General features: G+C 68.2%; 24 protein-coding genes. 16 read left to right on the top strand and 8 right to left on the bottom strand.

Annotation, left to right across the window (positions count from 1 at the left end; genetic code table 11):
* Positions 1–17: 17 nt before the first annotated feature.
* Complete coding sequence (locus INR38_RS09910) at positions 18–986, bottom strand: tripartite tricarboxylate transporter substrate binding protein (RefSeq protein WP_047216940.1); 969 nt, start codon at positions 984–986, stop codon at positions 18–20.
* A gap of 229 nt (positions 987–1215) precedes the next feature.
* On the opposite strand from INR38_RS09910, the gene INR38_RS09905 reads away from it, so the two are divergent.
* Entirely contained in the window at positions 1216–2220 is a 1005-nt protein-coding gene (locus INR38_RS09905; RefSeq protein ID WP_012206091.1) for a LacI family DNA-binding transcriptional regulator, read from the top strand.
* Between the two features lie 4 nt (positions 2221–2224).
* Here INR38_RS09905 and INR38_RS09900 read toward each other — a convergent pair whose 3' ends face one another.
* Positions 2225–3019 (bottom strand): arylamine N-acetyltransferase, encoded by a 795-nt coding sequence (locus tag INR38_RS09900; RefSeq protein WP_207442853.1) that lies wholly within the window; start codon positions 3017–3019, stop codon positions 2225–2227.
* 96 nt (positions 3020–3115) lie between these two features.
* Between INR38_RS09900 and INR38_RS09895 the strand changes: the two genes are divergently transcribed.
* On the top strand, positions 3116–4609 hold the full coding sequence (locus INR38_RS09895) for a PLP-dependent aminotransferase family protein (protein WP_207442852.1): 1494 nt from the start codon (positions 3116–3118) through the stop codon (positions 4607–4609).
* Here the strand turns inward: INR38_RS09895 and INR38_RS09890 are convergent.
* Both INR38_RS09890 and INR38_RS09885 read right to left on the bottom strand, forming a co-directional pair.
* Positions 4578–5159: a peroxidase-related enzyme gene (locus tag INR38_RS09890; RefSeq protein ID WP_063325939.1), complete on the bottom strand. Its 582-nt coding sequence runs from the start codon at positions 5157–5159 to the stop codon at positions 4578–4580. The two genes, INR38_RS09895 and INR38_RS09890, sit on opposite strands and share 32 nt — an antisense overlap.
* 120 nt (positions 5160–5279) lie before the next feature.
* Positions 5280–6206, bottom strand: a complete 927-nt coding sequence (locus INR38_RS09885) for a LysR family transcriptional regulator (RefSeq protein ID WP_123693728.1) — start codon at positions 6204–6206, stop codon at positions 5280–5282.
* Between the two features lie 133 nt (positions 6207–6339).
* Between INR38_RS09885 and INR38_RS09880 the strand changes: the two genes are divergently transcribed.
* Together INR38_RS09880 and INR38_RS09875 are read left to right on the top strand one after the other, a co-directional pair.
* The gene (locus INR38_RS09880; protein ID WP_207442851.1) at positions 6340–7242 is read left to right on the top strand and encodes an alpha/beta hydrolase; all 903 of its coding nucleotides are present in this window, start codon (positions 6340–6342) and stop codon (positions 7240–7242) included.
* Between the two features lie 392 nt (positions 7243–7634).
* Entirely contained in the window at positions 7635–9188 is a 1554-nt protein-coding gene (locus INR38_RS09875; RefSeq protein WP_207442850.1) for a YdgA family protein, read from the top strand.
* 40 nt (positions 9189–9228) lie between these two features.
* On the opposite strand, the gene INR38_RS09870 is transcribed toward INR38_RS09875, so the two are convergent.
* Positions 9229–10017 (bottom strand): IclR family transcriptional regulator, encoded by a 789-nt coding sequence (locus INR38_RS09870; protein ID WP_207442849.1) that lies wholly within the window; start codon positions 10015–10017, stop codon positions 9229–9231.
* Positions 10018–10144: 127 nt separating this feature from the next.
* Between INR38_RS09870 and INR38_RS09865 the strand changes: the two genes are divergently transcribed.
* The 7 genes from INR38_RS09865 to INR38_RS09830 all read left to right on the top strand — a co-directional run bounded on the left by INR38_RS09865 (position 10145) and on the right by INR38_RS09830 (position 16387).
* On the top strand, positions 10145–11146 hold the full coding sequence (locus tag INR38_RS09865) for a tripartite tricarboxylate transporter substrate binding protein (protein WP_034394746.1): 1002 nt from the start codon (positions 10145–10147) through the stop codon (positions 11144–11146).
* A gap of 83 nt (positions 11147–11229) precedes the next feature.
* On the top strand, positions 11230–11799 hold the full coding sequence (locus INR38_RS28695) for a tripartite tricarboxylate transporter substrate-binding protein (protein ID WP_242699022.1): 570 nt from the start codon (positions 11230–11232) through the stop codon (positions 11797–11799).
* Positions 11800–11856: 57 nt separating this feature from the next.
* A complete protein-coding gene (locus tag INR38_RS09850; RefSeq protein WP_207442848.1) occupies positions 11857–12543 on the top strand; it encodes an RraA family protein in 687 nt (228 codons plus the stop codon).
* On the top strand, positions 12540–13472 hold the full coding sequence (locus INR38_RS09845; protein WP_207442847.1) for an NAD(P)-dependent oxidoreductase: 933 nt from the start codon (positions 12540–12542) through the stop codon (positions 13470–13472). Before INR38_RS09850 ends, INR38_RS09845 begins: the two co-directional genes overlap by 4 nt.
* Before the next feature lie 99 nt (positions 13473–13571).
* Positions 13572–14528, top strand: coding sequence for a tripartite tricarboxylate transporter substrate binding protein (locus INR38_RS09840; protein ID WP_207442846.1), 957 nt, complete (start codon positions 13572–13574; stop codon positions 14526–14528).
* Positions 14529–14532: 4 nt separating this feature from the next.
* Complete coding sequence (locus INR38_RS09835) at positions 14533–15441, top strand: amidohydrolase family protein (RefSeq protein WP_207442845.1); 909 nt, start codon at positions 14533–14535, stop codon at positions 15439–15441.
* 22 nt (positions 15442–15463) lie between these two features.
* Entirely contained in the window at positions 15464–16387 is a 924-nt protein-coding gene (locus INR38_RS09830) for an SMP-30/gluconolactonase/LRE family protein (protein WP_207442844.1), read from the top strand.
* 47 nt (positions 16388–16434) lie between these two features.
* On the opposite strand, the gene INR38_RS09825 is transcribed toward INR38_RS09830, so the two are convergent.
* Positions 16435–16974, bottom strand: a complete 540-nt coding sequence (locus INR38_RS09825) for a PadR family transcriptional regulator (RefSeq protein WP_016446262.1) — start codon at positions 16972–16974, stop codon at positions 16435–16437.
* Positions 16975–17134: 160 nt separating this feature from the next.
* Between INR38_RS09825 and INR38_RS09820 the strand changes: the two genes are divergently transcribed.
* Together INR38_RS09820 and INR38_RS09815 are read left to right on the top strand one after the other, a co-directional pair.
* Positions 17135–19156, top strand: coding sequence for an NADPH-dependent 2,4-dienoyl-CoA reductase (locus INR38_RS09820; protein WP_123693714.1), 2022 nt, complete (start codon positions 17135–17137; stop codon positions 19154–19156).
* A 47-nt stretch (positions 19157–19203) separates the two neighbouring features.
* A complete protein-coding gene (locus INR38_RS09815) occupies positions 19204–19644 on the top strand; it encodes a nuclear transport factor 2 family protein (protein ID WP_063325552.1) in 441 nt (146 codons plus the stop codon).
* Between the two features lie 66 nt (positions 19645–19710).
* On the opposite strand, the gene INR38_RS09810 is transcribed toward INR38_RS09815, so the two are convergent.
* Positions 19711–21162, bottom strand: a complete 1452-nt coding sequence (locus INR38_RS09810; protein WP_013802010.1) for a catalase — start codon at positions 21160–21162, stop codon at positions 19711–19713.
* Positions 21163–21426: 264 nt separating this feature from the next.
* Entirely contained in the window at positions 21427–21969 is a 543-nt protein-coding gene (locus tag INR38_RS09805; protein WP_012206070.1) for a PAS and helix-turn-helix domain-containing protein, read from the bottom strand.
* 73 nt (positions 21970–22042) lie between these two features.
* Between INR38_RS09805 and INR38_RS09800 the strand changes: the two genes are divergently transcribed.
* From INR38_RS09800 to INR38_RS09790, 3 genes are all read left to right on the top strand, one after another.
* Entirely contained in the window at positions 22043–22750 is a 708-nt protein-coding gene (locus INR38_RS09800; RefSeq protein ID WP_013802011.1) for a CoA transferase subunit A, read from the top strand.
* 2 nt (positions 22751–22752) lie between these two features.
* A complete protein-coding gene (locus INR38_RS09795) occupies positions 22753–23391 on the top strand; it encodes a 3-oxoacid CoA-transferase subunit B (protein ID WP_012206068.1) in 639 nt (212 codons plus the stop codon).
* Between the two features lie 102 nt (positions 23392–23493).
* A complete protein-coding gene (locus INR38_RS09790) occupies positions 23494–24858 on the top strand; it encodes an HD domain-containing phosphohydrolase (protein WP_207442843.1) in 1365 nt (454 codons plus the stop codon).
* Positions 24859–24927: the final 69 nt, after the last annotated feature.

The following is a 24927-nucleotide window of genomic DNA, read 5'->3' as shown; positions in this document are numbered from 1 at the left end:
AAGGACAGGGGCAGGCATCAGTCGATGCTGATCTTTCCGGCCTCGATGACCGTCTTCCAGCGCGCGTATTCCTGGCGCTGGAACTCGGCGAACTGCTGGGGCGTGCCGGCCACCATCTCGTAGCCGATGGAGACGAACTGCTCGCGCACCCGGGGATCGTTGAGCGCCTCGACAAAGGCCGCATGCGCCTTGTCGCGCAGCGCAGGCGGCAGGCCCTTGGGCGCGACGATGGCCTGCCAGGAGGCGACTTCCACGTTCTTCACCCCGGCCTCGGCCAGCGTGGGCAGGTCCGGCAGCACGGGCGAGCGGCGCGGGCTGGTCACGGCCAGGGCGCGCATCTTGCCGGCCCGGATGTGCTGGATCACGGCATTGATGTTCTGGAACGAGGCATCGACCTGGCCGCCGATCAGGTCGGCATGGGCGGGCGCGCCACCCTTGTAGGGGATGTGCACGCCCTGGGTGCCCGTCTGCTGCCAGAACAGTTCGGCCGTCAGGTGGTCGCTGGAGCCGTGGCCGGCCGAGGCAAAGCTCATCTTGCCCGGATGGGCCTTGAGGTGGGCGACCACGTCGGCCACGCTTTTGTGCGGCGAGGCGGCTGGCACGACCAGCACGTTGGGCGACTGCACGGCCACGGTGATCAGGTCGAAGTCCTTGAGCGCGTCGTAGGGCAGGTTCTTGATCAGGTGGGGCACGATGACCAGCGGGCCCAGCGAGGTGACGAGAAAGGTCTGCCCGTCCGCCGCCGCGCGCTGCACGAAGGCCGCGCCGATGGTGCCCGTGGCGCCGGCCTTGTTCTCCACCACGAAGGACTGCCTCAGCTTCTCGCCCAGCCTGGGCGCCACGGCGCGCGCGACCTGGTCGGTGGAGCCGCCGGCGGGGAAGGGCACGACCAGGGTGACGGGCCTGTCTGGCCAGGCCTGGGCCGATGCAGAAAAGGCAGCGAGCGCGGCCAGGGCCAGCGCCATGGCACGAAGAATGTGATTCATCTTGTCTCCTGATTTGTGAATGACATCGTTGTCATTTCCGGAGAAATGAAAAAGCGCCGATGCCATTTTTTAGGTTAAGAAATTTGCGCTTTCAGTAAAATGATATCGTTGTCATTTTGGCTGTCAATCACGATTTCTGCGATGCAGGGCAGGCCTGGCGCCCGTGCGTGGATGGCGGTCTGCTATCTTCAGGCCCGTCCCCGATACCAGCCCGCGATCGCGCTTGCCCATGAACACACCCACACCACCCAGGCCCGCCACGCTGCACGACGTGGCCGAGGCGGCCGGCGTCTCGCTGATCACGGCCTCGCGCGCACTGGGCAATCCTTCCATCGTTTCGGAGAAGACGCGCGAGCGCGTGCGCCAGGCCGTGGAGGCCACGGGCTATATCCCCAATCTGCTGGCGGGGGGGCTCAAGTCCAGGCGCAGCCGCATGGTGGCCGGCGTGGTGCCTGCGCTGTCGGTGTCGCAATTCCTGCCCACGGTGCAGTCATTGACGGCCACGCTGGCGCAGGAGGGCTATCAACTGCTGCTGGGCCAGACCTTCTACGACGAGCAGCGCGAGGAAGAGGTGCTCAACGCCATGATCGGGCGCCAGCCCGACGGCATTGTGATGATGGGCCTGGTGCAGTCCGACAAGGCGCGAGAGCGGCTGCGCAGGACCGGCATTCCCGTGGTGGAAACCTGGGACTTCAGCGACCGGCCGCTGGACATGGTGGTGGGCTTTTCCCACCTCAAGGTGGGCAGCGCGCTGGCCGGCTATTTCCTCTCGCGCGGCCTGCAGCGCGTGGGCATGGCCACGGGCAGCGACCACCGGGCCCAGCAGCGGCGCGAGGGCTTTCTTGCAGCCTGGGGCCGCGAGGTGCCCACGGTCACCGTGTCCGCGCCCGGCAGCCTGGAGCTGGGCCGGCAGGCGCTGGGCCAGTTGCTGGCGCAGCAGCCCGATCTGCAGGCCGTGGTCTGCAGCTCGGACATGCTGGCCCACGGCATTTTGGTGGAAGCCCAGGCGCGCGGCCTGCGCGTGCCCGTGGACCTGGCCGTCTCGGGCTTCGGCAATGCCGATTTCGCGGCCCACCTGCTGCCGTCGCTGACCACCGTGCATGTGGACGGACCGGGCATAGGCCGCCTGGCCGCCGAACTCGTGCTGGCACGCTGCAAGGGCCACAGTGCCGGGCGCTCGGCGTTCGACCTGGGGTTCGAGCTGATCGAGCGGGATTCGACCCGCCGAGCTTAGAGGGTCAGCACACGGCAGCCGCCTGGCGCTCGGGCGCCAGCCCGAACAGGCTGCCCAGCACGTGCTGGATTTCATCAGGCGCCAGCTGCCTGGTTTCGGTGCCGCTGGCCGTGATGGTCTTGAGCGCGTCGCCCACCAGGATCATGCGGCCGGCCGGCTGGTGCAGCACCACCACCCGCTTTTGCACGAAGATGGCGTCCGGGTGCGTGGAGTTCAGGTAGTTGGCGGGGGCGAAATCCACCCATTCCTGGGGCGACAGGTTGAAGGCGTACTGGTTGGCCCATTCACCGTCCACGCGGGCCTGCAGCAGGTATTCGCCCTGGTCGTCCAGGCTCAGGCGGAAGGTGTCGCCGTCCTGGCGGACCTCGGTATCCAGCACGTCCAGGGCCATGGGGGCGCGTATGCCGTAGCTGCCAAAGCCCAGGTCGCACAGCCAGCGCCGTCCCTCGACCTCGGCCACCAGGGCCATGTGGGTGCGGGGGCGGCGGGCCGGATAGAACATGGGCCGCGCCGCCACAAAGCGGTAGGCAATGCCCAGGGCCTGCAGTGCCATGGCGAACAGGCCGTTCACCTCGTAGCAGTAGCCGCCCCGGGCGCCGCCGAGGATCTTGCCCGCAATGTCTTCGGGCACCAGAGAGACGATCTTGCCGGCCTGCACGTCGAGGTTCTCGAAAGGCACGGAAAACAGCTGCTGGCGCATCAGCGCATGCAGGGTGGCGGCATCTGCCTGGGCGGAGTCCCCGGCACTGAAGCCGATGCGGCGGAAGTAGGCCTGGAGATCGAAATTGCTGGCTTGCATGGGTTTCCTCGGGTTGCTTGATGGCTGCAACGATAAATCGGGGCCACCAATGCCTGTATAAGCAGAATCCAAGAAAACTGACCTGTACAGATTGGCATGCCCACCACCAACGAACCCTTGCCCCAGTACCGCCGCATTGCCCAGGCCCTGCGCCAGACGCTGACCTGCGGCGCACTGCGCCCCGGCGACAGGCTGATCTCCGCCCGCAGCCTGGCCGAGCGCGAACAGGTCAGCCTGCCGACCGCGCTGGAGGCGCTGCGCTGCCTGGAGGCCGAGGGCCTGATCGTGGCGCGCCCGCGCTCGGGCTACTTTGTGCGGCAGGCAACGGGCGGCGCGGCGCTGCAGGCGTCCCGCCCGTCGTCGCGCCCCGTGCCCGTGACCCTGTCGGCCCTGGCGCGCTCGCTGTTCAGCAGTCCCGACACGCGCCTGATCCCGCTGGGTGCGGCATTGCCCGATCCGGCCTGGCTGCCCACGGCCCGGCTGCAGCGCGCGCTGCAGACCGCCGGGCGCCGCCTGGACGCGCACGGGCAGACCTACAGCATGCCGCCGGGCCGCGCCGACCTGCGCGGCCAGATCGCGGCCCGGGCCGCGCAATGGGGTGCGCGCTTCGGCCCCGATGACCTGGTCCTGACGGCCGGCGCCACCCAGGCCGTGCGGCTGGCCCTGCGCGCCGTGTGCAAGCCCGGCGATGTCGTGGCCGTGGAGCGGCCCGCCTATTTCGGCAGCCTGCTGCTGCTGGAGGACCTGGGCCTGAAGGCGCTGGAGATTGCCACCGATCCCCGCGAAGGCCTGCTGCTGGAGCCGCTGGCCGAGGCCATTGCCCGCCACCGGCCGGCTGCCGTGCTGGCATCGCCCACCGTGCAGAACCCGCTGGGCGCCAGCATGCCGGTGGAGCGCAAGCAGGCCCTTGTGGCGCTGCTGGAGCGGGCGGGCATTCCCTTGATCGAAGACGATGTCTATGGCGACCTTGCAGGCGACGGCCAGCGCCCGCCGGCCTGCAAGGCCTTCGACGCCAGCGGCAACGTGCTGTATTGCGGCTCCGTGTCCAAGACCCTGGCGCCGGGCTGGCGCGTGGGCTGGATTGCGGCGGGCCGCTTCCATGCCCAGGTGCTGCAGGTGCGCCTGGCGGGCGACTGGGCCGGTGCGCCGCTGCTGGAGGCTGCCGTGAGCGAGGTGCTGGCCAGCGGCGACTACGACCGGCACCTGCGCCGCCTCAAGTCCCGCGTGCAGGCCGGGGTGCAGGCCGTCACGGCCAGGGTCGAGGCCAGCTTTCCGCCCGGCACCCGTGTCTCGGCCCCGCGCGCGGGCTTTCTGCTGTGGGTGGAACTGCCGCGCCAGGTCAATGCCCTGGAGGTGCACCGCCGCGCGCTGGAGCTGGGCATTGGCGTCAGCCCCGGCCCGCTGTTCTCATCGCGCTCGGACCTGCCCAACCACCTGCGCCTGAACTGCGCCAACGAGCCCACGCCGCGCCTGCTGGGGGCCGTGGGGCAGGTGGGGGAGATATGCCGGGGTTTGGTCGAGGGTGCTGCGGCGCGGCAGGGGGCCCAGGTCGGCCAGCCTACTTCTTCTCGCGCGGCACGCGCCCCATGAGGAAGAACTCGGGATTGGGCTGCATGCCGGCAAAGCTGGCCATGCGGTTGGACAGGCCGAAGAAGGCGGTGATGGCGGCGATGTCCCAGATGTCCTCGTCGTCGAAGCCATGCGGGTACAGCGCCTCGAAGTCGGCATCGCAGATTTCATGGCTGCGTTCGCAGACCTTCATGGCGAAGTCCAGCATGGCGCGCTGGCGGGCGCTGATGTCGGCCTTGCGGTAGTTGACCGCCACCTGGTCGGCCACGTAGGGCTGCTTTTCGTAGATGCGCAGGATGGCGCCGTGGGCCACCACGCAGTACAGGCACTGGTTGGCCGCGCTGGTGGTGGTGACGATCATCTCGCGCTCGCCCTTGGTCAGGCTGCCTTCTTCCTTGAGCATGAGGGCATCGTGGTAGGCGAAAAAGGCGCGCCACTCGGCAGGGCGGCGCGCAAAGGCCAGGAAGACGTTGGGGATAAAGCCTGCCTTTTCCTGCACTTCAAGGATGCGGGTGCGGATGTCCTCGGGCAGGCTGGACAGTTCGGGCTGGGGGTAGCGGGCGGTGGCCATGTGTCTTGTCTCCTGGGTGTGGTGGTTGTCGTTGCGGGCCATGTTCGCATGGCCTGCGCTGCGCGGGGTGAACGCGCATGACAGCCTGTCTGCCGCCGAGGTTGCAGATTGCGCCCGGGCTCAGGCGGGCGCCATGTCCGGCTCAGGCCGTTGTGCAAACCAGTCGCCCAGAAAGCCGGTGAGCGCGCGGATTCTGGCCGACATCTCGCTGCGCGTGGCGTGCACCAGGTAGATGTCGGCCGCAGGCAGCTGCCATTGGGGCAGGACCTCGCGCAGCGCGCCTGCGGCCAGCGGCGCGGCCACGTCCCAGAGCGAGCGCTGCAGGATGCCGTGGCCGTCCAGTGCCCAGGTCAGGGCTGCTGCGCCGTCGTTGGTGCTCATCACGCCGTTGACCTTGATGTTGTGCTCGCTCAGGCCCTGGCGCGTGCGCCGGCTCAGGCGCCAGCTGCCATAGGTTTCGTCGCTCTCGCGGATCACGATGCAGCGGTGGGCCTGCAGGTCGGCGGGCTGGCGCGGCTCGCCGTGGGCGTTGAGGTAGGAGGGCGCGGCGCACAGCACGCGGCGGTTGGGCAGCAGCAGGCGGGCGGTGAGGGCGGAGTCGGGCAGGGCGCCAAAGCGCACGACGGCGTCAAAGCCCTGCTCGACCAGGTTGACGGGCCTGTCCGTCAATTGCAGTTGCACCTGCACCTCGGGATAGGCACGCGCAAAGGCCGACAGCGCGGGCGCCAGCCGCTGGCGGCCAAAGCCCAGTGTGCAGGCAATGGACAGCGGGCCGCGCGCCGTGGCGCGCGTGCCCGAGATGCTGCGCTCCAGCGCCTCCAGGTCGGCCAGGATGCGCGCGCCGTCCAGCAGGTAGGCTTCGCCCTCGGGCGTCAGGTGGATGCGCCGTGTCGTGCGCTGCAGCAGGCGCACGCCCAGGCGCCGCTCCAGCAGGGACAGGCGGCGGCTGACGGCGGGCGGTGTCACCCCCATCTGCTGGGCCGCAGCGGCCAGGCTGCCTTCGCGGATCAGCAGCGAGAAAAAACGCAGGTCGGAAAAGCCGTCCATGGTGGATGCGGTGGATGATTAATTCGTAAATTGAACTGATGGATCAATGCAGTATTTTGCTATTTATGCAGCCTGGTTTACTGATTAGCATGGCAGGCTGACAGTCATGAACAACGTAGAAGGAATCTCCGGGATGCACACAGATCCATGGATGCCGGGCCTGCGCCAGCAGCGCATCACGGTCGATGACGGGGTGGAGATCAACGCCTGGGTGGGCGGCCAGGGGCCGGCCCTGCTGCTGGTGCACGGCCACCCGCAGACCAGCGCGATCTGGCACCGCGTCGCGCCCCGGCTGGCGCAGCAGTTCACCGTGGTGCTGGCCGACCTGCGCGGCTATGGCGACTCCTCACGCCCGGCCGGCGACCCCGAGCATGTCAACTACAGCAAGCGCACCATGGCCCGCGACCTGCTGCGGCTGATGGCCCGGCTGGGCCATGAGCATTTCAGCGTGCTGGCGCATGACCGGGGCGCGCGCGTGGCGCATCGGCTGGCCATGGACTATCCCGCCAGCGTGCAGCGTCTGGTGCTGCTGGACATTGCGCCCACGCTGGCCATGTACGAGCAGACCGGCGAGGCCTTTGCGCGCGCCTACTGGCACTGGTTCTTCCTGATCCAGCCCGCGCCGCTGCCCGAGCGCCTGATCGAGGCCGATCCCGCCGCCTATGTGCGCGAGATCATGGGCCGGCGCAGCGCCGGCCTGGCGCCCTTCGATCCCCGGGCGCTGGCCGAGTACCAGCGCTGCCTGGCGCTGCCGGGCAGCGCGCACGGCATGTGCGAGGACTACCGCGCATCGGCCGGCATCGATCTGGAGCATGACCGCGAAGACCGCCAGCTCGGGCGCAGGCTGCCCATGCCGCTGCTGGTGCTCTGGGGCGAGGAGGGCGTGGTGCACCGCTGCTTCGATCCGCTGCGCGAGTGGCAGCTCGTGGCCGACGATGTGCGGGGCCGGCCGCTGGCCTGCGGGCACTACATCGCCGAGGAGGCGCCCGATGCACTGCTGGACGCGGCCCTGCCATTTCTGCTGCAGGCCGGGTGAGTGCCGTCATTGGAGGCACTCGATACGGCATTCGGGCAAGCCGGCAAAGAGGGAAAGGTGCATTCACGCCATATCCGTGACGCCATATGCATGACGCCATAGCGTTTTCCTCCGAATTCAATTGGCATGCCAATCATGTGCGGCAATGGTAAGCAATTGAAAAATCCGGGTGCCTGTCTTGCGCGGGCAATGCCGGGGGTGCAGATCCTGAAAACCGCTGCAGGCAAGGCCTGGCAAGCCCTGGGCAGGGGCCTGCGTCCATGCGTGCCTGCGACAGGAGGCATGGCTGCGTCAATGCGCAGCCCATTGCCGATCTGTGGTGAAACGCCGAACTGATACAGTCGCGCGGCCCGCCCGAGGGGGAGGGTCTTATTCATCACGGGATATTCACAATGAGCAACAAGAAAACCGTAGTGGCCGCTGCCGTGGCATTGGCCGTCGTGGGCTATGGAGGAACCACCTGGTATACCGGCCAGCGGGCCGAGGCTGGCTACAAGGAGGCCGTGGCCGAATTGCGCAAGGTGCTGGGCGAGAAAGTCGTCGTGACCGACGAGTACCACAAGGGATTCCTCTCCTCCCAGGCCAAGCTGGTGCTGCAGTGGCCTGTGGCGGAAGCTCAGGCCGCCGAAGCGGCTGAAACGGCTGACGCGGCAAAAGCAGCCGACACAGCTGAAGCGCCCGCCGCAGCAGAGCCGGTCGCTGCGTCCAAGCCCGTGCGCCTGGTGGTGGACACCACGGTGCGCCACGGCCCGCTGGCCGGTGGCCGACTGGCGGCAGCGGTTTCCGAGACGCGCTTTGCGCTCGACGGCCTGGACGAAAAGAGCACGCAGATGCTGGCCAAGGCCGCAGCCCCCACGCTGACCAGCGTGCACCACTTCACGGGCGGCCAGGATGTGCGCCTGCTGCTGCCCGCCGGCGAGCTGGGCGACCAAGAAGTCACCATGCGCTGGCAGGAAATGGTGCTGGACACGGCCCTGGGCGGTGGCAGCGTCAAGGGCACCTGGCGCTGGCCCGAGGTGGCCCTGCTGGGCCTGCCCAGCCGCGACAAGTCCATGGGCGTGGAAGAGGAAGAGGGCGAGGAGGAGGAATCCGACAACGACGAGGCCCTCCCCACCCAGCCGGCCGCAGTGCCGGTGGAGCGCACCAGCATCATGCTCACGGGCCTGGAGAGCAGCTTCGAGAACAAGGTCATCGACGGCCTGTGGGGCCTGGGCCCCGGCAAGGCCAGCGTGCGCATCGCCCGTTTCGGCATGAGCAGCACGCCCGCCGAAGGCGGCGAGGCCAAGACGCTGCTGGACCTCAAGAACGTGGACGGCAACTCGGTCATCGAGTCCGACAAGACCACGCTGGGCATGACCACCCAGGTCAAGGGCACGGGCCGCATCGGCCCCATCGATTTCGAGTCCGTGGGCTACGAGGAAAAGATCCAGCGCCTGGACATCGAGGCGCTGCGCGGCTTCCAGCGCGTCATGGTCGAGGGCTACCGCAAGGAGGGCCTGGCCAAGGCGCTGGAATCGCTGGAAGAGCAGGGCATGGGCGTGCTGATGCAGAACGCCCCGCGCCTGGTGGCGGCCCTGCCGGCCTACTCCATGAAGCTGCAGGCCACCTACCAGGGCCAGACCGGCCACCTGGAGTACGGCGCCGAAGTGCAAAGCGCGCCCACGCAGGAGCAGGTCGCCCAGGCCGGCTGGATGCCGGCGCTGCTCAAGACCTCGGCACTGCAGGCCAATGCCAGCCTGCCCAAGGCCTGGCTGGAGCCGCTGATCAAGGCATCGGGCAAGCCCGATGTCTCGGCCGAGGATGTGGAAGGCATGCTGGGCATGGCCCAGGCCACGGGCTATGCCCGCCTGGAAGGCGACAAGCTGGTCAGCGCGCTCAAGATGCAGGCCGGCCAGGTCACGCTCAACGGCAAGCCCATCGCCCTGCCCATGGGCGCGCTGCAGTAAGCGGCCATCCACCTTCCGGGCGTCGCCCCGGAAGGTGTTCTCAGGGATGCCACTGGCTGGCGCGCACCACAGGGGCCTGTGTTCTGGCGCTGCCCGCCAGCGCATAGGACAGCTGGTTGGCCGCCGCCACCACGGTCTGCGCCATGGCTTCCAGCCGGGACTCGGGCAGGCGCGATGCCGGCCCCGAGATGCACACCGATCCCATCAGCCGCCAGTGCATGCCGAACACCGGCGCCGACACCGTGGCCACGCCCTGTTCGCGCTCGCCGATGGACCAGTGGTAGCCGCGCTGGCGGATCTGCTCGTACACCGGCCCCGGCTCGCCTGAAAAGGCCAGGATCACGCGCCCCGGTGAGCCCTGGTCCAGCGGCAGCCCCTCGCCCATGCGCGCATGGTGGCGCAGGGCCTGCGGCCCTTCCACGCGCACGAGGCAGGTGCGCACATTGCCTTCGCGCACATAGAAGGCCGCGCTCTCGCCGCTGGCCTGCGTGAGCGCGCGCAGCGCGGGCTCCAGCACGTTCTGCACATCAAAGCCCGCCTGGTAGCGGGCACCCAGCCAGCCTGCGGCCGGGCCCAGGCGCCAGTCCCCATCGTCCCTTTGCACCATGAAGCCCGACTGCGCCAGCGTGCGCGCCAGCCGCAGCACCGTGGTCTTGTGCAGCGCGCAGCGCCGGCTCAGTTCCGCCAGGGACAGGTGCGACTCCCCGAGGGCGAAGGCGCCAAGCAGCTGCAAGGCACGCGTGACGGCAATCACGCCGCCGTCCTTGGCCGGGCTGGCCTTGTCATCGGGTGGCTGCGCCGGGGAAGGGGTGCTGGGGGGCTTGTTCATGGTGCAAGGCATGCAATTGGTTGCGCTGTATGAAACGGCATTGTATGGGTTGAAACGTTTTCATAAAGTTCGTCCCACGCACCGCAGCCATGCGGGCGTTGAACACAACAAACGGAGACAAACCGCCATGCCGATTCCCTCGCTTTCGCGTTGCCTCAACGCACGCCTTCTTGCCGCCCTGGTCGGCGTTGCCGCCATCGTGCCCATGGGCGCTGCCCAGGCCCAGGACACCTATCCCCGCAAGCCCATCCGCCTGGTGGTGCCGTTTCCGCCCGGTGGCGGCACGGACATGATTGCGCGCACCGTGGCCCAGCGGCTGGCGGACCACAACAAATGGACCGTGGTGGTGGACAACCGGCCCGGCGCCGGCGGCAACCTGGGCGTGGATGCCGTGGCCAAGGCCGCGCCGGACGGCCATACCCTGGTCATGGGCCAGACCAGCAACCTGGCCATCAACCCCTCGCTGTACGCCAAGCTGCCCTATGACCCGCTGAAGGACCTGGTGCCCGTGGCGCTGGTGTCTTCCGCGCCCATCGTCATGGCCGCGCCGGCCAACTCGCCCTACAAGACCTTTGACGACCTGGTCAAGGCCGCAAAGGCCAAGCCCGACGGCCTCACGCTGGGCTACTCGGGCAACGGCACGGTGGCGCACCTGGCCGGCGAACTGGCCGAGAACGCGGCCGGCATCAAGCTGCGCCATGTGCCCTACAAGGGCGCGGCCCAGGCCATGACCGACCTGGTGGGCGGGCAGATCGATTTCTACATGTCGGCCGTGCCCACGCTGCTGGGCCAGGTGCGCAACGGCAAGCTGCGCGCGGTGATGGTGACCTCGCTCAAGCGGTCCGACCAGCTGCCGCAGACGCCCACGCTGGCCGAGTCGGGCTACAAGGACTTCGAGGCCGTCACCTGGTTCGGCGTGCTGGCCCCGGCCGGGACGCCCCAGGCCATCGTGCAGCAGCTGAACAAGGCCATCAACGACGCGCTGCTGGTGCCCGAGGTGGCCGAGAAGCTGCGCTCCGAAGGCGGCGAGGTGCTGGGCGGCTCGTCCGAGAAGTTCGCCGCGCTGCTGCGTGCCGAGGTGCCGCGCTGGGCACGCATCGTCAAGGACTCGGGCGCCAGCCTGGACTGAGCCCGGGGGCAGGGGCGCCAGCCCTTTCGCTTCCTCCGCGCTTCCTCCTCCCTTCCTTTTTCTTCCTCCATCGAGATCTCGCCATGGACTGCGACAGCCTTGCCGTGCCCGTCCGCTTCTCGCAGGGCAGCGCCCGGCCCCGCGCCGTGCTGCCCCCGCAGGCCTGCGACTGCCATGTGCATGTCTATGACGGCCGCTACCCGGCAACCCCGGGCGCGCGGCTGCTGCCGCCCGACGCCTCGGCCGGCGACTACCGCGCGCTGCAGCGGCGCCTGGGCACCTCCCGCTGCGTGCTGGTCACGCCGTCCACCTACGGCAGCGACAACCGCTGCATGTTGGATGGGCTGGCCGCCGCCAAGGCGCAGCTGGGCCAGCTGGCCTTTGCCTCGGGCGGCAGCGGAACCATCTTGCAGATGCAGGGCGAGCTGCTGCAAAGAAAGGGCGGCGTGCGCTTCATCCATGCGCCCAACAAGGGCGACACGCCCGCGCTGGCCGTGACCTCGGCGGCGCGCCTGAAGGCCCTGCCTGACGTGCTCACCATGGCCGAGGCCGGCATGGTCGGCGGCACGCCGCGGCAATTGGGCGAGCTGCAGAAATCCGACTCCGCCAAGTGGGCCCAACTCATCCGCGAGGCCGGCATCAAGGCCGACTGACGCGCGCACATCTTCCTGATCTTCCTGTTTTTCTTCCCCCCATCTCACCGAACCATCATGAGCCAACTCCCAGAAATCATCCGTGACATCGTGCGCGTGGACGCCCAGGTCGTGCAACGCGCAGCCGGCTTTCAGGCCGCCATCCTGGCCGACGTGGCGGGCCGCCGCGGCACCATGCATTCGCGCGTGGCGCCCGTGCACCAGGGCATGAAAGTGGCCGGCCCGGCCTTCACCGTCGAGGTGCGTCCCGGCGACAACCTCATGATCCACGCCGCCATTGCGCTGGCCCGGCCCGGCGACGTGCTGGTCATCGACGGCAAGGGCGACCAGACGGCGGCGCTCATGGGCACGCTGATGCTCAGCGCCTGCAAGAAGCTGGGCCTGGCCGGCGTCATCGTGGACGGCGCCATCCGCGACCGGCTGGAGCTGCTGGAGCTGGACTTCCCCGTGTTCAGCGCAGGCTTCAATCCCGCAGGCCCGACCAAGTTCGTGCCGGGCCGCATCAACCACGCCATCTCCGCTGGTGGCACGACGGTTCACCCGGGCGACCTGGTGGTGGGCGATGCCGATGGCGTGGTCGTCATCGAGCGCGACAAGGCCCCCGCCATGCTGGACCTGGCCGTGAAAAAGGTGGTCGACGAGGCCGCCCGCATCGAGGCCATTGCGCGCGGCGACACGGCATCGAAATGGCTGCCCGCGGCCCTGCGCGCGGCCGGCGTGCTCAAGGAAGGGGAATCGCTGTGAGCACCATCATCGTCACCGGCGCCGATCTGGCGCAACAGGCGCTGGACCTGCTGGCGCAGCACGACATCGTCTATGCGGGCAAGACGCCCACCGAAGAGGACCTGGTCGCGCTGTGCCGCGCCCATGATCCCGTGGCCATCATCGTGCGCTACGGCAAGGTGGGCGCGGCCGTGATGGACGCGGCGCCCTCGCTGCGCGTGATCTCCAAGCACGGCAGCGGCACGGACACCATCGACAAGGCGGCTGCCGCCGAACGCGGCATTGCCGTGGTGGCCGCCGCTGGCGCCAATGCGGCGGCCGTGGCCGAGCAGGCCCTGGCCCTGCTGCTGGCCTGCGCCAAGTCGGTGGTGGCGCTGGATGCCCGCATGCACGCAGGCCACTGGGACAAGGCCACGCACAAGAGCCTGGAGCTGGGCGGGCGTACCGTGGGCCTGGTGGGGCTGGGCGCCATCGGCCTGCGCTTTGCGCGCATGGCCGATGCGCTGGGCATGCGCGTGATCGGCTTCGATCCCTTCGCAAAGAACCTGCCCGCCTACGTGCAGCCCGTGGACCTGGAAACCATCTGGCGCGAGTCCGACGCGATTTCGCTGCACTGCCCGCTGACCGAGGAAAACCGGGGCATGCTCGGCGCCTCCACACTGGCGGCCTGCAGGCGCGGCGTGATCGTGGTCAACACCGCACGCGGCGGCCTGATCGACGAGGCCGCGCTGCTGGCCGCCGTGCGCTCGGGCCAGGTGGCGGCCGCAGGGCTGGACAGCTTTGCGGTGGAGCCCATGGTGGCCGGCCACCCGTTCCAGGGCGAAAGGAACTTCGTGCTCAGCCCCCATATCGGCGGCGTGACCGGCGATGCCTACGTGAACATGGGCGTGGGCGCGGCCCGCAATGTGCTGGAGGTGCTGGCCCGCGTGCCTGCGGCGGCCGGCGCCTGAGCCAGGGCAGGGGCGCCCTATGCGCAGATCGCCCGCGAACTGAACCTGAAGGCGGATTGATTCGGCCGCCGCCCCCTCGAAAAAATCTGGAGACAAGCCATGAAATTCCTTGCCGGAACCCTGATCGCGGTCTGCGCCCTGGCCGCCGCCGTGGCCCAGGCCGCCTTTCCCGAGCGGTCCATCACCCTGGTCGTGCCCTATGCGCCCGGCGGCGGCGCTGACGCGGCCGCGCGCCTGCTGGCCACGCGCATGGGCGCGCGGCTGGGCACCAGCATCATCGTGGACAACCGGCCCGGCGCCAGCGGCACCATTGGCGCCAGCCAGGTGGCCAAGGCGCGCGCCGACGGCTACACGGTGCTCTACGACGCCACGCCGTTTTCCATCAACCCGCATCTCTTCGCCAAGCTGCCCTATGCGCGCAGCGCGCTGCAGCCGCTGTCGCTGGTGCTGCTCATGCCCAATGTGGTCGTGGTCAAGGCCGACTCGCCCGTGCGCAGCGTGGCGGACCTGGCGGCCAGGGCCAAGGCGCAGCCAGGCAAGATCAACTTTGCCTCGGGCGGCAGCGGCACGGTACAGCGCCTGGCGGCCGAGCTGTTCCGCCAGCGGCTGGATCTGGACATGGTCCATGTGCCCTACAAGAGCGGCGGGCCGGCCATTGCCGATGTGATGGGCGGGCAGGTGGACTTCATGTTCGGCACCATGGTGGCCACCTATCCGCTGGTCACGGGCGGCAAGCTGCGCGCCCTGGCCGTGGCCGCGCCCCAGCGCTCGGCGCGCCTGCCCGATGTGCCCACCGTGTCCGAGACCGTGATTCCCGGCTACGAGGCCTATGAGTGGAACGGCATCTTCCTGCCCACGGGCACGCCCGAGCCCGTGGCCGCGCGCCTGCACCAGGCGCTGTCCGAGGTGCTGCAGGAAGCCGAGGTGCGCCAGCGACTGAGCGACCTGGGCGCCCAGCCCATGGCATCGACGCCGGCCGAGTTCGCGGCCTTCCTCCAGAAGGAAGACGCCAAGTGGGGCGAGGTGGTGCGCAAGGGCGCCATCGTGCTGGACTGAGCGCATGGCCATGAACGCATCGACCATTGCCGTTGCGCATTCGGCCGGCACGAACCGGCCTTTGCGCACGCTGCCGCCGCTGGCCTGCGACAGCCACATGCACATCTTCGATGCGCGCTTTGCACCGTCGCCGCACTGGCCGCGCACGCCGCCCCATGCCGAAGTGGCCATGTACCGTCAACTGCAGCAGCGCCTGGGCACCTCGCGCGCCGTGGTGGTCACGCCCTCGACCTATGGCACGGACAACGCCTGCACGCGCGATGCGCTGGAGCGCCTGGGCGATGTGGCGCGCGGCGTGGCAGTCGTCGCCCACGACGTGGCCGATGCCGAGCTGGACCGGCTGGCCGCGCACCGCGTCTGCGGGGTGCGCGTGAACTTTGTCTCGCCGCAGTCCTGGGGCGAGACCACGGCCCACATGCTGGTCACGCTGGCGCACCGGGTTGCACGGCTGGGCTGGCATGTGCAGGTCTTTGTGCAGCCCGAACAGCTGGTGGCGCTGGAGCCTGTGCTGGGTGCGCTGCCCGTCCCCCTGGTCGTGGACCACCTGGGCCGCATCGACCCGGCTGAGGGCGTGGAGGGCGTGGCTGGCGTGGAGGGCGCGGCCCATGCCGCGCTGCGCCGGCTGCTCGATGGCGGCAACACCTGGGTCAAGCTCTCGGGCGCCTATATGCGTTCATCGGTGGGCGGCCCTTCCTATGCCGACACGCTGCCGCTGGGCCGCGACCTGGTGCGCGCCGCGCCCGAGCGCCTGGTCTGGGGCAGCGACTGGCCGCACACCACCGAGGCGCCGGGCTCCGTCAACGATGCCGACCTGGTGGACCTGCTGCAGGCCTGGGCCGGCACGGACGAGGCCATGGACCGCATCCTGGTGGACAACCCCGCAAGGCTGTATGGCTTCGACGGCGCGGCCTGACACTCCAAGAAAGACAGACACCATGTTCCTGCTGCAAGCCCCCCAGGTCTGCGACCTCGAATCGTTCACCACCATGCCCGACGCCCTGCGCCGCCCCGAGCGCAGCGACTGGGCCGATGCCAACCGCAGCGGCGCCGTGACCGATTCCTTCCTCGAAGGCCCGGTGTTCGACGCTGCCGGCCATCTGTACGTGGCCGACATTCCCTGGGGCCGCGTGTTCCGCATCGATCCGCAAGGCGCCTGGACCCTGGTGGCCGAGTACGACGGCGAGCCCAACGGCATGAAGTTCCTTGACGAGCGCACGCTGCTGATCACCGACTACAAGAACGGCCTGATGCGCCTGGAGGTGGCCACGGGGCGCATCAGCCCCTATCTGCAGCGGCGCAACAGCGAGCGCTTCAAGGGCGTGAACGACCTGGTCTTCGATGCCGAGGGCAACCTCTACTTCACCGACCAGGGCCAGAGCGGCCTGCACGACCCCAGCGGCCGCCTGTACCGCCTGCGGCCGGACGGCCGGCTGGACCTGCTGCTGGCCAACGTGCCCAGCCCCAACGGGGTGGCGCTGTCGCCTGACGGCCGCGTTCTCTACCTGGCCGTGACGCGCGGCAACTGCGTCTGGCGCGTGCCCCTGCTGCCCGATGGCAGCGTGGCCAAGGTGGGGCAGTTCTTCACCTCCTACGGCCCCAGCGGCCCCGACGGCTTGGCCGTGGATGACCAGGGCCGGCTGCTGGTGGCCAACCCGGGCCTGGGCCTGGTGTGGGTGCTCAACCACCGTGCCGAGCCCGTGCAGGTGCTGCGTGGCGTGCCGGGAAGCTCGCTCACCAACTTGGCCTTTGGGGGCGTGGACCGCCGCACGCTGTATGTGACGGACTCCACGCACGGGCGCATTCTGCGTGCCCGGCTGGAGGCGCCGGGGCTGGTGCTGCACGGCTTGAACAAGGGCTGAGGCGGCCGTCGCACCGTCTCAGCCGTCTCAGTCGTCGCAACCGTTGCTCAGGGCCTGGCCGGCATGTCCAGGATCTCCCGGGCTTCCTGCAGCAGGCCTATCCACAGCTGCTCCTGCTGTATGCCGGCCTTGAGCACCAGGTGCTGCAGCCGCCGCTCGCGCGTGGGCGGCTTGTCCAGGAAGTCGCGCTGCTCCAGGCGCTGGTAGACGTCCAGCTGCGCCTGGTGCAGTGCCAGCAGCCGCTGCACTTCGTCCTGCAGTCCGCAGGGTCCCACCACCGCCTCGGCACGCAGGCGGACCATCCATTCCTCGCGCAGCGGCTTGGGGTCTTCCTGCTCGGCCACCCAGCGCTTGAGCTCCTTGCGGCCCGTGGGCAGGATGCGGTACTGGCGCTTGCGGCCCCGGCCGGATTCGGCGGGCAGGGCCTCTATCCATTGCGCCTCTTCCAGCCGGGCGAGTTCGCGGTAGATCTGCTGGTGCGTGGCATTCCAGAAATAGCCGATGGAGCGGTCGAAGCGCTCGGCAAGTTCCGAGCCGGAGCAGGGATGCTCGACCAGGGCGGTGAGAAGGGCGTGTGGCAGGGACATCGGCAACAAAGGGACTGGCGCTGGGCGCCATCTTACGGGCCTGCATGGAGGTGCGGCCAAGCGCTGCAGTCATTTCTGCAATTTTTTGCGCAACCAGTTGCATAAATAAAGGAGGCTGACTACATTCATGCAATCAGTTGCATAAAAAAGCGAGACAGGCATGACCCACTACCCCCACCTGAATGCCGAACTGGACCTGGGCTTCACCACGCTCAGAAACCGCGTGCTCATGGGCTCCATGCATGTGGGCCTGGAGGAGGCGCCCAACGGCTTCGAGCGCATGGCCGCCTTCTACGCCGAGCGCGCGCGCGGCGAGGTGGGCTTGATCGTCACGGGCGGCATCGCCCCCAATGAGCGCGGCCGGCCCATGAAGGGCGGCGCCATGATGGTCAATGAGCACGAGGCGGACCAGCACCGCATCGTCACGCAGGCCGTCCATGCCGAGGGCGGCAAGATCGCCATGCAGATCCTGCACTTCGGCCGCTATGCCTACCAGCCCGGGCTGGTGGCGCCCAGCGCGCTGCAGGCGCCCATCAACCCCTTCGTGCCGCATGCGCTGACGGGCGACGAGGTGGAGCAGACCATCGAGGACTTCGTGCGCTGCGCAGCCCTGGCCCGCCATGCGGGCTACGACGGCGTGGAGATCATGGGCTCCGAGGGCTATCTGATCAACGAGTTCATCGCCGCACGCACCAACCACCGCGATGACGAATGGGGCGGCAGCTACGCGGGCCGCATGCGCTTTGCGGTGGAGATCGTGCGGCGCACGCGCCAGCGCGTGGGGCGGGACTTCATCATCATCTACCGCCTGTCCATGCTGGACCTGGTGGAGGGCGGCTCCACGCTGGAGGAAGTGGTCGCGCTGGCCCAGGCCATCGAGGCCGCGGGCGCCACGCTGCTGAACACGGGCATAGGCTGGCACGAGGCGCGCATCCCCACCATCGCCACCAAGGTGCCGCGCGCCGCCTATGCCTGGGTCACGCAGCGCGTGATGGGGCAGGTGGGCATCCCGCTGATCACCTCCAACCGCATCAACACGCCCGAAGTGGCCGAGCGCCTGCTGGCCGAGGGCTATGCCGACATGGTCTCCATGGCCCGGCCGCTGCTGGCCGATGGCGACTTCGTGCGCAAGGCGCGCCAGGGCCGGGCCGACGAGATCAACACCTGCATTGCCTGCAACCAGGCCTGCCTGGACCATACCTTTGGCGGCAAGATCACCTCCTGCCTGGTCAACCCGCGCGCCTGCCATGAGACCGAGCTGGTGATTGCGCCTGCGCCCGCCGCCAAGCGCATCGCCGTGGTGGGCGCCGGCCCGGCGGGCCTGAGCTTTGCCGTCACCGCCGCGCAGCGCGGCCATGCGGTGACGCTGTTCGATGCGGCCAGCGAGATCGGCGGGCAGTTCAACATTGCCAAGAAGGTGCCCGGCAAGGAGGAGTTCCACGAGACGCTGCGCTACTTTCGCCGCCAGCTGGAGCTGGGCGGCGTGGACCTTCGCCTGGGCCACCGCGTGGAGGCCGCCCAGCTCATCGAGGGCGGCTATGACGAGATCGTGCTGGCCACGGGCATACGGCCGCGCGTTCCCGCCATCGACGGCGTGGACCATCCCAAGGTGCTCGGCTATCTGGACGTGCTGCAGGGCGACAGGCCCGTGGGCGAGCGCGTGGCCATCATCGGCGCGGGCGGCATCGGTTTCGATGTGGCCGAGTACCTGACCCATGCCGGCGACAGCGGCGCCGTGGCGCCCCGCAAGTTCTATGCGGAGTGGGGCATAGACACGGACTACGCCCAGGCCGGCGGCCTGGCGCAGCCGCAGGCCGAGCCCTCGCCGCGCCGCGTGCACCTGCTGCAGCGCAAGTCCACCAAGGTGGGCGACCAGCTGGGCAAGACCACGGGCTGGATACACCGCACCTCGCTGAAGGCACGCAGCGTGGCCATGGGCTCGGGCGTGGCCTATGAGCGCATCGACGACACCGGCCTGCACATCACCGTGGACGGCCAGCCGCAACTGCTGGAGGTGGACAACGTCGTGCTCTGCGCGGGCCAGGAGCCGCAGCGCGAGCTGCATGCGGCCCTGAGCGCGGCGGGCTGCAGCGTGCACCTGATCGGCGGCGCCGACGTGGCGGCCGAACTCGACGCCAAGCGCGCCATCCTGCAAGGCACCACGCTGGCGGCCAGCCTTTGAGGGCGCCGCCCGATTCCGTTTTCCACCTCAACCACCAGGAGACAAGCATGTCCCAGCCCCCGAAGAACGCCCATCCCGCAGTCGCCCGCTCCCTGGAGCTGTGGCATCGCATGGTTGCCGCCAGCGACCTGGGCGAGCTGCACACCATCGTCCATCCCGATGCAGTGTTCCGCTCGCCCATGGCGAACACGCCCTATGCCTCGGCACCCGCGCTGATGCTGGCGCTGTCCACCGTGGTCCAGGTGTTCGAGAACTTCACCTACCACCGCCAGATGGCCAGCGATGACGGCCTGGACGTGGTGCTGGAGTTCAGCGCCAGCGTGGGCGGCAAGAACCTCAAGGGCATCGACTTCATCCGCTTCGACGAGCAGGGGCTGATCCGGGAATTCGAGGTCATGGTGCGCCCCATGAGCGGCCTGCAGGCCCTGGGCACGGAGATGGGCAAGCGGCTGGGCGACAAGCTTCCCGCCTTCAAGGCCGTGGCCTGAGGGCAGGGCGCGCCATGAAAAACGCCCCCGGCGATGCGGGGGCGTTTTGCCGTGGGCGTCAGCCGGTCAGAGCGTGCCGGCCTTCTGGCGGGCAATGGCATCGGCCACGCCCTTGCCGTAGGCGGGGTCGGCCTGGGTGCAGTGCGCTATGTGCTTTTGCACGATGTGCTCGGACACACCGGCGATGTTGCGCGCCGTGTTCTCGAACAGGCGCTGCTGCGCATCGGGCGTGAGCAGGCGGAACAGGTCGCCGGGCTGGGTGAAGTAGTCGGCATCGTCCTCGCGGTAGTTCCAGCGGTCGGCCGCGCCGTGCAGGGCCAGCGGCGGCTCGGCGAAGGCGGGCTGCTCCTGCCACTCGCCCTTGGTGTTGGGCTCGTAGGCGATGGTGCCGCCGTAGTTGCCGTCCACGCGCATGGCGCCGTCACGGTGGTAGGCGTGGTAGGGGCAGCGCGGCGCGTTCACGGGGATCTGGTGGTGGTTCACACCCAGGCGGTAGCGCGCGGCATCACCATACGAGAACAGGCGCGACTGCAGCATGCGGTCGGGCGAGGGGCCGATGCCCGGCACCAGGTTGGCCGGCGTGAACGAGGCCTGCTCCACATCGGCGTGGTAGTTGCGCGGGTTGCGGTTGAGCTCCATCACGCCCACTTCGATCAGCGGGTAGTCCTTCTTGCTCCAGACCTTGGTCAGGTCGAAGGGGTGGAAGCGGTAGGTCTCGGCTTCATGCTCGGGCATGATCTGCACGCACAGCTTCCAGCGCGGGAACTCGCCGCGCTCGATGGCTTCGAGCAGGTCGCGCTGGCTGCTTTCACGGTCGGAGGCGACCACGGCGGCGGCCTCGGCATCGCCGAAGTTCTCGATGCCCTGCTGGCAGACCCAGTGGAACTTGACCCAGTGGCGCTCGTTGCTGGCGTTGATGAAGCTGTAGGTGTGCGAGCCGAAGCCGTGCATGTGGCGGTAGCCGCGCGGAATGCCCCGGTCGCTCATGACGATGGTGATCTGGTGCAGCGCCTCGGGCAGGCCGGTCCAGAAGTCCCAGTTGTTCTCGGGCGAGCGCAGGTTGGTGTAGGGATCGCGCTTGACGGCCTTGTTCAGGTCGGGGAACTTGAGCGGGTCGCGGAAGAAGAACACCGGCGTGTTGTTGCCCACCAGGTCCCAGTTGCCTTCCTCGGTATAGAGCTTGACGGCAAAGCCGCGGATGTCGCGCTCTGCGTCTGCCGCGCCGCGTTCGCCGGCCACGGTGGAAAAGCGCGCGAACACTTCGGTCTGCTTGCCGATGTCGGAGAACACCTTGGCGCGGGTATAGCGCGTGATGTCACCCGTCACGGTGAAGGTGCCGAAGGCGCCCGAGCCCTTGGCGTGCATGCGGCGCTCGGGAATCACTTCGCGGTTGAAGTGGGCCATTTTTTCCAGATGCCACAGGTCCTGCAGCAGCATCGGGCCACGCGGGCCGGCCGTGAGCGAGTCCTGGTTGTTGGCAACCGGGGCACCTGCGGCGGTGGTGAGCTTGTGGGTCATGGTCTCTCCTTGATCGAGGGGTGGTAGCGGCGCCGGCTTGCACGCAGGCAGCGCGGCGCTTGGAAAATCAATAGCTGCGTGCTATCGAATTGCTTTTATTGTTGTTTCGTTCTATGGATGCGGCAAGGCTTTGGCGATTGGCAAATCTCAACTGCGCCATAGCCAAAAAATTTCACCGCCCCCCGCATGCGCCGTGCCGGGCATGCTTTTTGCCAAGGCATTGTGTTGCGCGGGCGGATACGGCCCGTGTAGGCCGTCGCCCTGTCAGCCAGAGACCAGCTTGTGGACCAGATCGGCGGCCGTGGAGGCGCCGTACTTGCGCATCAGCCGTGCGCGGTAGATCTCCACCGTGCGGTGGCTGATGGCCAGGGCGCGGCCGATTTCCTTGGAGGTAAGCCCCTCCAGCAGGCGGGCGGCCACCTCGCGCTCGCGCCCCGTGAGCTCGGCCTTGACGGGACGGTGGGCGCTGAGGTCCTCGAAGCTCCAGATGCCCGAGGCGTGCGGGTCGCTGCGGTCCAGCGTGCGGCCCGTGACATGGCACCAGAACGTTTCGCCGTTGGCGCGCTTCATGATGCGGTTGTCCGAGTAGAAACCCCGGGCGTTGAGAATGGGCGCGATGCGCGCGCCCAGCCGCTCGTACTCGTCGGCACTGGGGTAGAGGATCTGGAAGGTCTGGCCGATCAGCACCTCGCGCGAGGCCTCGAACATCTCGCAGACCTGGCGGTTGCAGTCGATCATGGTGCGATTGCGCGAGATCACGAGGCCGACGGGGGCGGCTTCGAACGCCAGCCGGTAATCTATATCCATGGGCAAATCTTTACGAAAAACTACCTATGCAAGTACGTAGTATCGTAGCGCATCCAATCTGAAGGAGACATGTGTGAAAAAGCTCTACCCCTCCGCGGAGCAGGCGCTCCAGGGCGTCGTGGCCGACGGGCAATTGCTGGCTGTGGGCGGCTTCGGCCTGTGCGGCATTCCCGAGGCCCTGATCGACGCGCTGCGGGACAGCGGCGCCAAGGGCCTGACGGTGATTTCCAACAATGCGGGCGTGGACGGCTTTGGCCTCGGCAAGCTGCTGGAGACGCGCCAGATCAAGAAGATGATCTCGTCGTATGTGGGCGAGAACAAGGAGTTCGAGCGCCAGTACCTGGCCGGCGAGCTGGAGCTGGAATTCACGCCCCAGGGCACGCTGGCCGAGAAGCTGCGCGCAGGCGGCGCCGGCATTCCCGCCTTCTTCACCAAGACCGGCGTGGGCACCATGGTGGCCGAGGGCAAGGAGCTGCGCGAATTCGACGGCGAGACCTATGTGATGGAGCGCTCGCTCGTGCCCGATGTCTCCCTGGTCAAGGCCCACCGTGCCGACAAGAGCGGCAACCTGCAGTTCCGCCTGACGGCGCGCAACTTCAATCCTGCCGCCGCCACGGCCGGCAAGGTCTGCATCGTGGAAGTGGAGGAGGTGGTCGAGGTCGGCGAGATCGCACCGGACGACATCCACCTGCCCGGCATCTACGTGCACCGCATCGTGCACAACCCGAATCCCGAAAAGCGCATCGAAAAGCGCACCATCACAGAAAAACAAGGAGCCTGACCATGCCGTGGACCCAAGACCAGATGGCCGCCCGCGCGGCCCAAGAACTCGAAGACGGCTTCTACGTCAACCTGGGCATCGGCATTCCCACCCTGGTGGCCAACCACACAGGTGACAAGGAAGTGTGGCTGCAGTCCGAGAACGGCATGCTGGGCATCGGCCCCTTCCCGACCGAGGATGCCGTGGACGCCGACCTGATCAACGCCGGCAAGCAGACCGTGACGACGATTGCCGGCTCGTCCATCTTCGGCAGCGACCAGTCGTTCGCCATGATCCGTGGCGGCAAGATCAACCTGTCCATCCTGGGCGCCATGCAGGTGTCCGAGAAGGGCGACCTGGCCAACTGGATGATTCCCGGCAAGATGGTCAAGGGCATGGGCGGCGCCATGGACCTGGTGGCGGGCGTCAAGCGCGTCATCGTGCTCATGGAACATGTGGCAAAGAAGAAGGACGGCACGACCGACCTCAAAATTCTTCCCGCCTGCACCCTGCCTTTGACCGGCGTGGGCGTGGTGGACCGTATCATCACCGACCTGGGAGTGATGGACGTGACGCCGCAGGGCCTGAAGCTCGTGGAACTGGCCCCCGAAGTGAGCTTCGAGGACATCCAGTCCAAGACCGGCGTGACGCTGATTCGCTGATGTTGCCGTGCACGGCCTGCCTTGGCAGGCCTGCGCAACGAGAGCCCGCCTTGCGCGGGCTCTTTTGCTTATATTTCAGATTTCGAGCCAATGGGAGCCTCTATGACGGATGTCGCGGCCGTGCGCAATCCACCGACAGCGCAGGGATGGAAGGACGAGGGCGTGCATTTCCTGCGCGCCGTCACCGACATGGCCGAGCATTGCAACGTGGTCACCGGCGAGCCCATCTTCAACGACAAGGGCGTCAAGCTCGTGGACAAGGGTGCGCGCATCGACGGCAACATGTACGAGCGCCTAGTCAAGCACAAGCTGCGCGACCCCATCGACAAGCACCTGGGCGTGGACAACCGCGTGGACGTGCTGGCCATCGAGGCCCAGGCCATGGTGCAGTGCGAAACCGTGGACCTGATGCGCCGCCTGGTGCAGTCGCTGGGCGGCACGGACCGGCTGCTGGCGCCGCTGCGCCTGATGGTGCTGCCGCCGCAGATCGCCTTCAAGCTCACGGTCATGCGCGAGCAGCGGCCCGAGCTGTTCGCCCACAGCCTGCAGATGATGCTGGTGGCCATCTACCTGGCGCTGCAAAGCGAATGGAGTGAGCGTGAATGCGGCCCGCTGGCCACGGCGGCCCTGCTGCACGACGTGGGCATGCTCTACATGGACCCGGCCTGGACCGATCCCAACTACCGGCTCACGGGCGCCGAGCGCAAGCACCTGGTGGCGCACTCGGTCACGGGCATGCTCATCATGCGGGGCGCGGGCGCGTATTCGCAGGACGTGGAAATGGCCGTGCTCGAGCACCACGAGCGCATGGACGGCACGGGCTATCCGCGCGGCGTGCATGGCGAAGCCATCTCCAAAATGGGCCGTATCCTGTTGCTGGCCGAGGTGGTCTCGGCCTTCTTCGACAAATTCCAGGACCTGCCCGGCCAGCGCCTGTCGCTGATGCTGCGCATGAACCACCGCCGCTATCCGGCCGATCTGGTCGGCATCCTGCTGCCGCTGCTGTACGACGAGATCTCGCCGGGCACGCCGCTGCCGCCGCTGCAGGCCGAGGTCACGCACAGCGTGGCAGCGCTGTCGGCCGCCTTCCAGATGTGGGACACGTTCAGCCAGGCCTTCCCCGAGCGCTGGCAGGCCATGCCCGACCACCAGGCGGCCGTCTACATCGACTCCAGCATCGGCGGCCTGCAAAAGCAGCTGGCCGAGGCCGGCCTGCATCCCAGCCAGCAAACCGACCTGCTGGCCTACCTCAAGGACGATGTGCAGGGCATGAGCGAGCTGGCCCTGCTCAGCCGCGAGGCGCTGTGGCAACTGCAGGCCATCGTCAACGCCTGCCTGCGCCGCTGGCCCGCCATCAACGCCCGCACCCACGCCGTGGACACAGCGGTCGCGCAATGGTGCGAAGCCTGCATGCAGATCGACGCCACACCCCCAGCGGGCAGCGCAGCGAGAGCGCCAGCGCACTGAGACAGCCGGGCTTGCCCGGCTTTTTTACATCCGTGGATCTCTCGGAAATCAAGAGTGCTGTATATTCAT

Origin of the sequence: Delftia sp. SD018 (assembly GCF_017355445.1) — a bacterium.
Classification (GTDB): Bacteria; Pseudomonadota; Gammaproteobacteria; order Burkholderiales; family Burkholderiaceae_C; genus Comamonas; species Comamonas acidovorans.
This window is presented reverse-complemented; position numbering and strand designations above follow the sequence as displayed.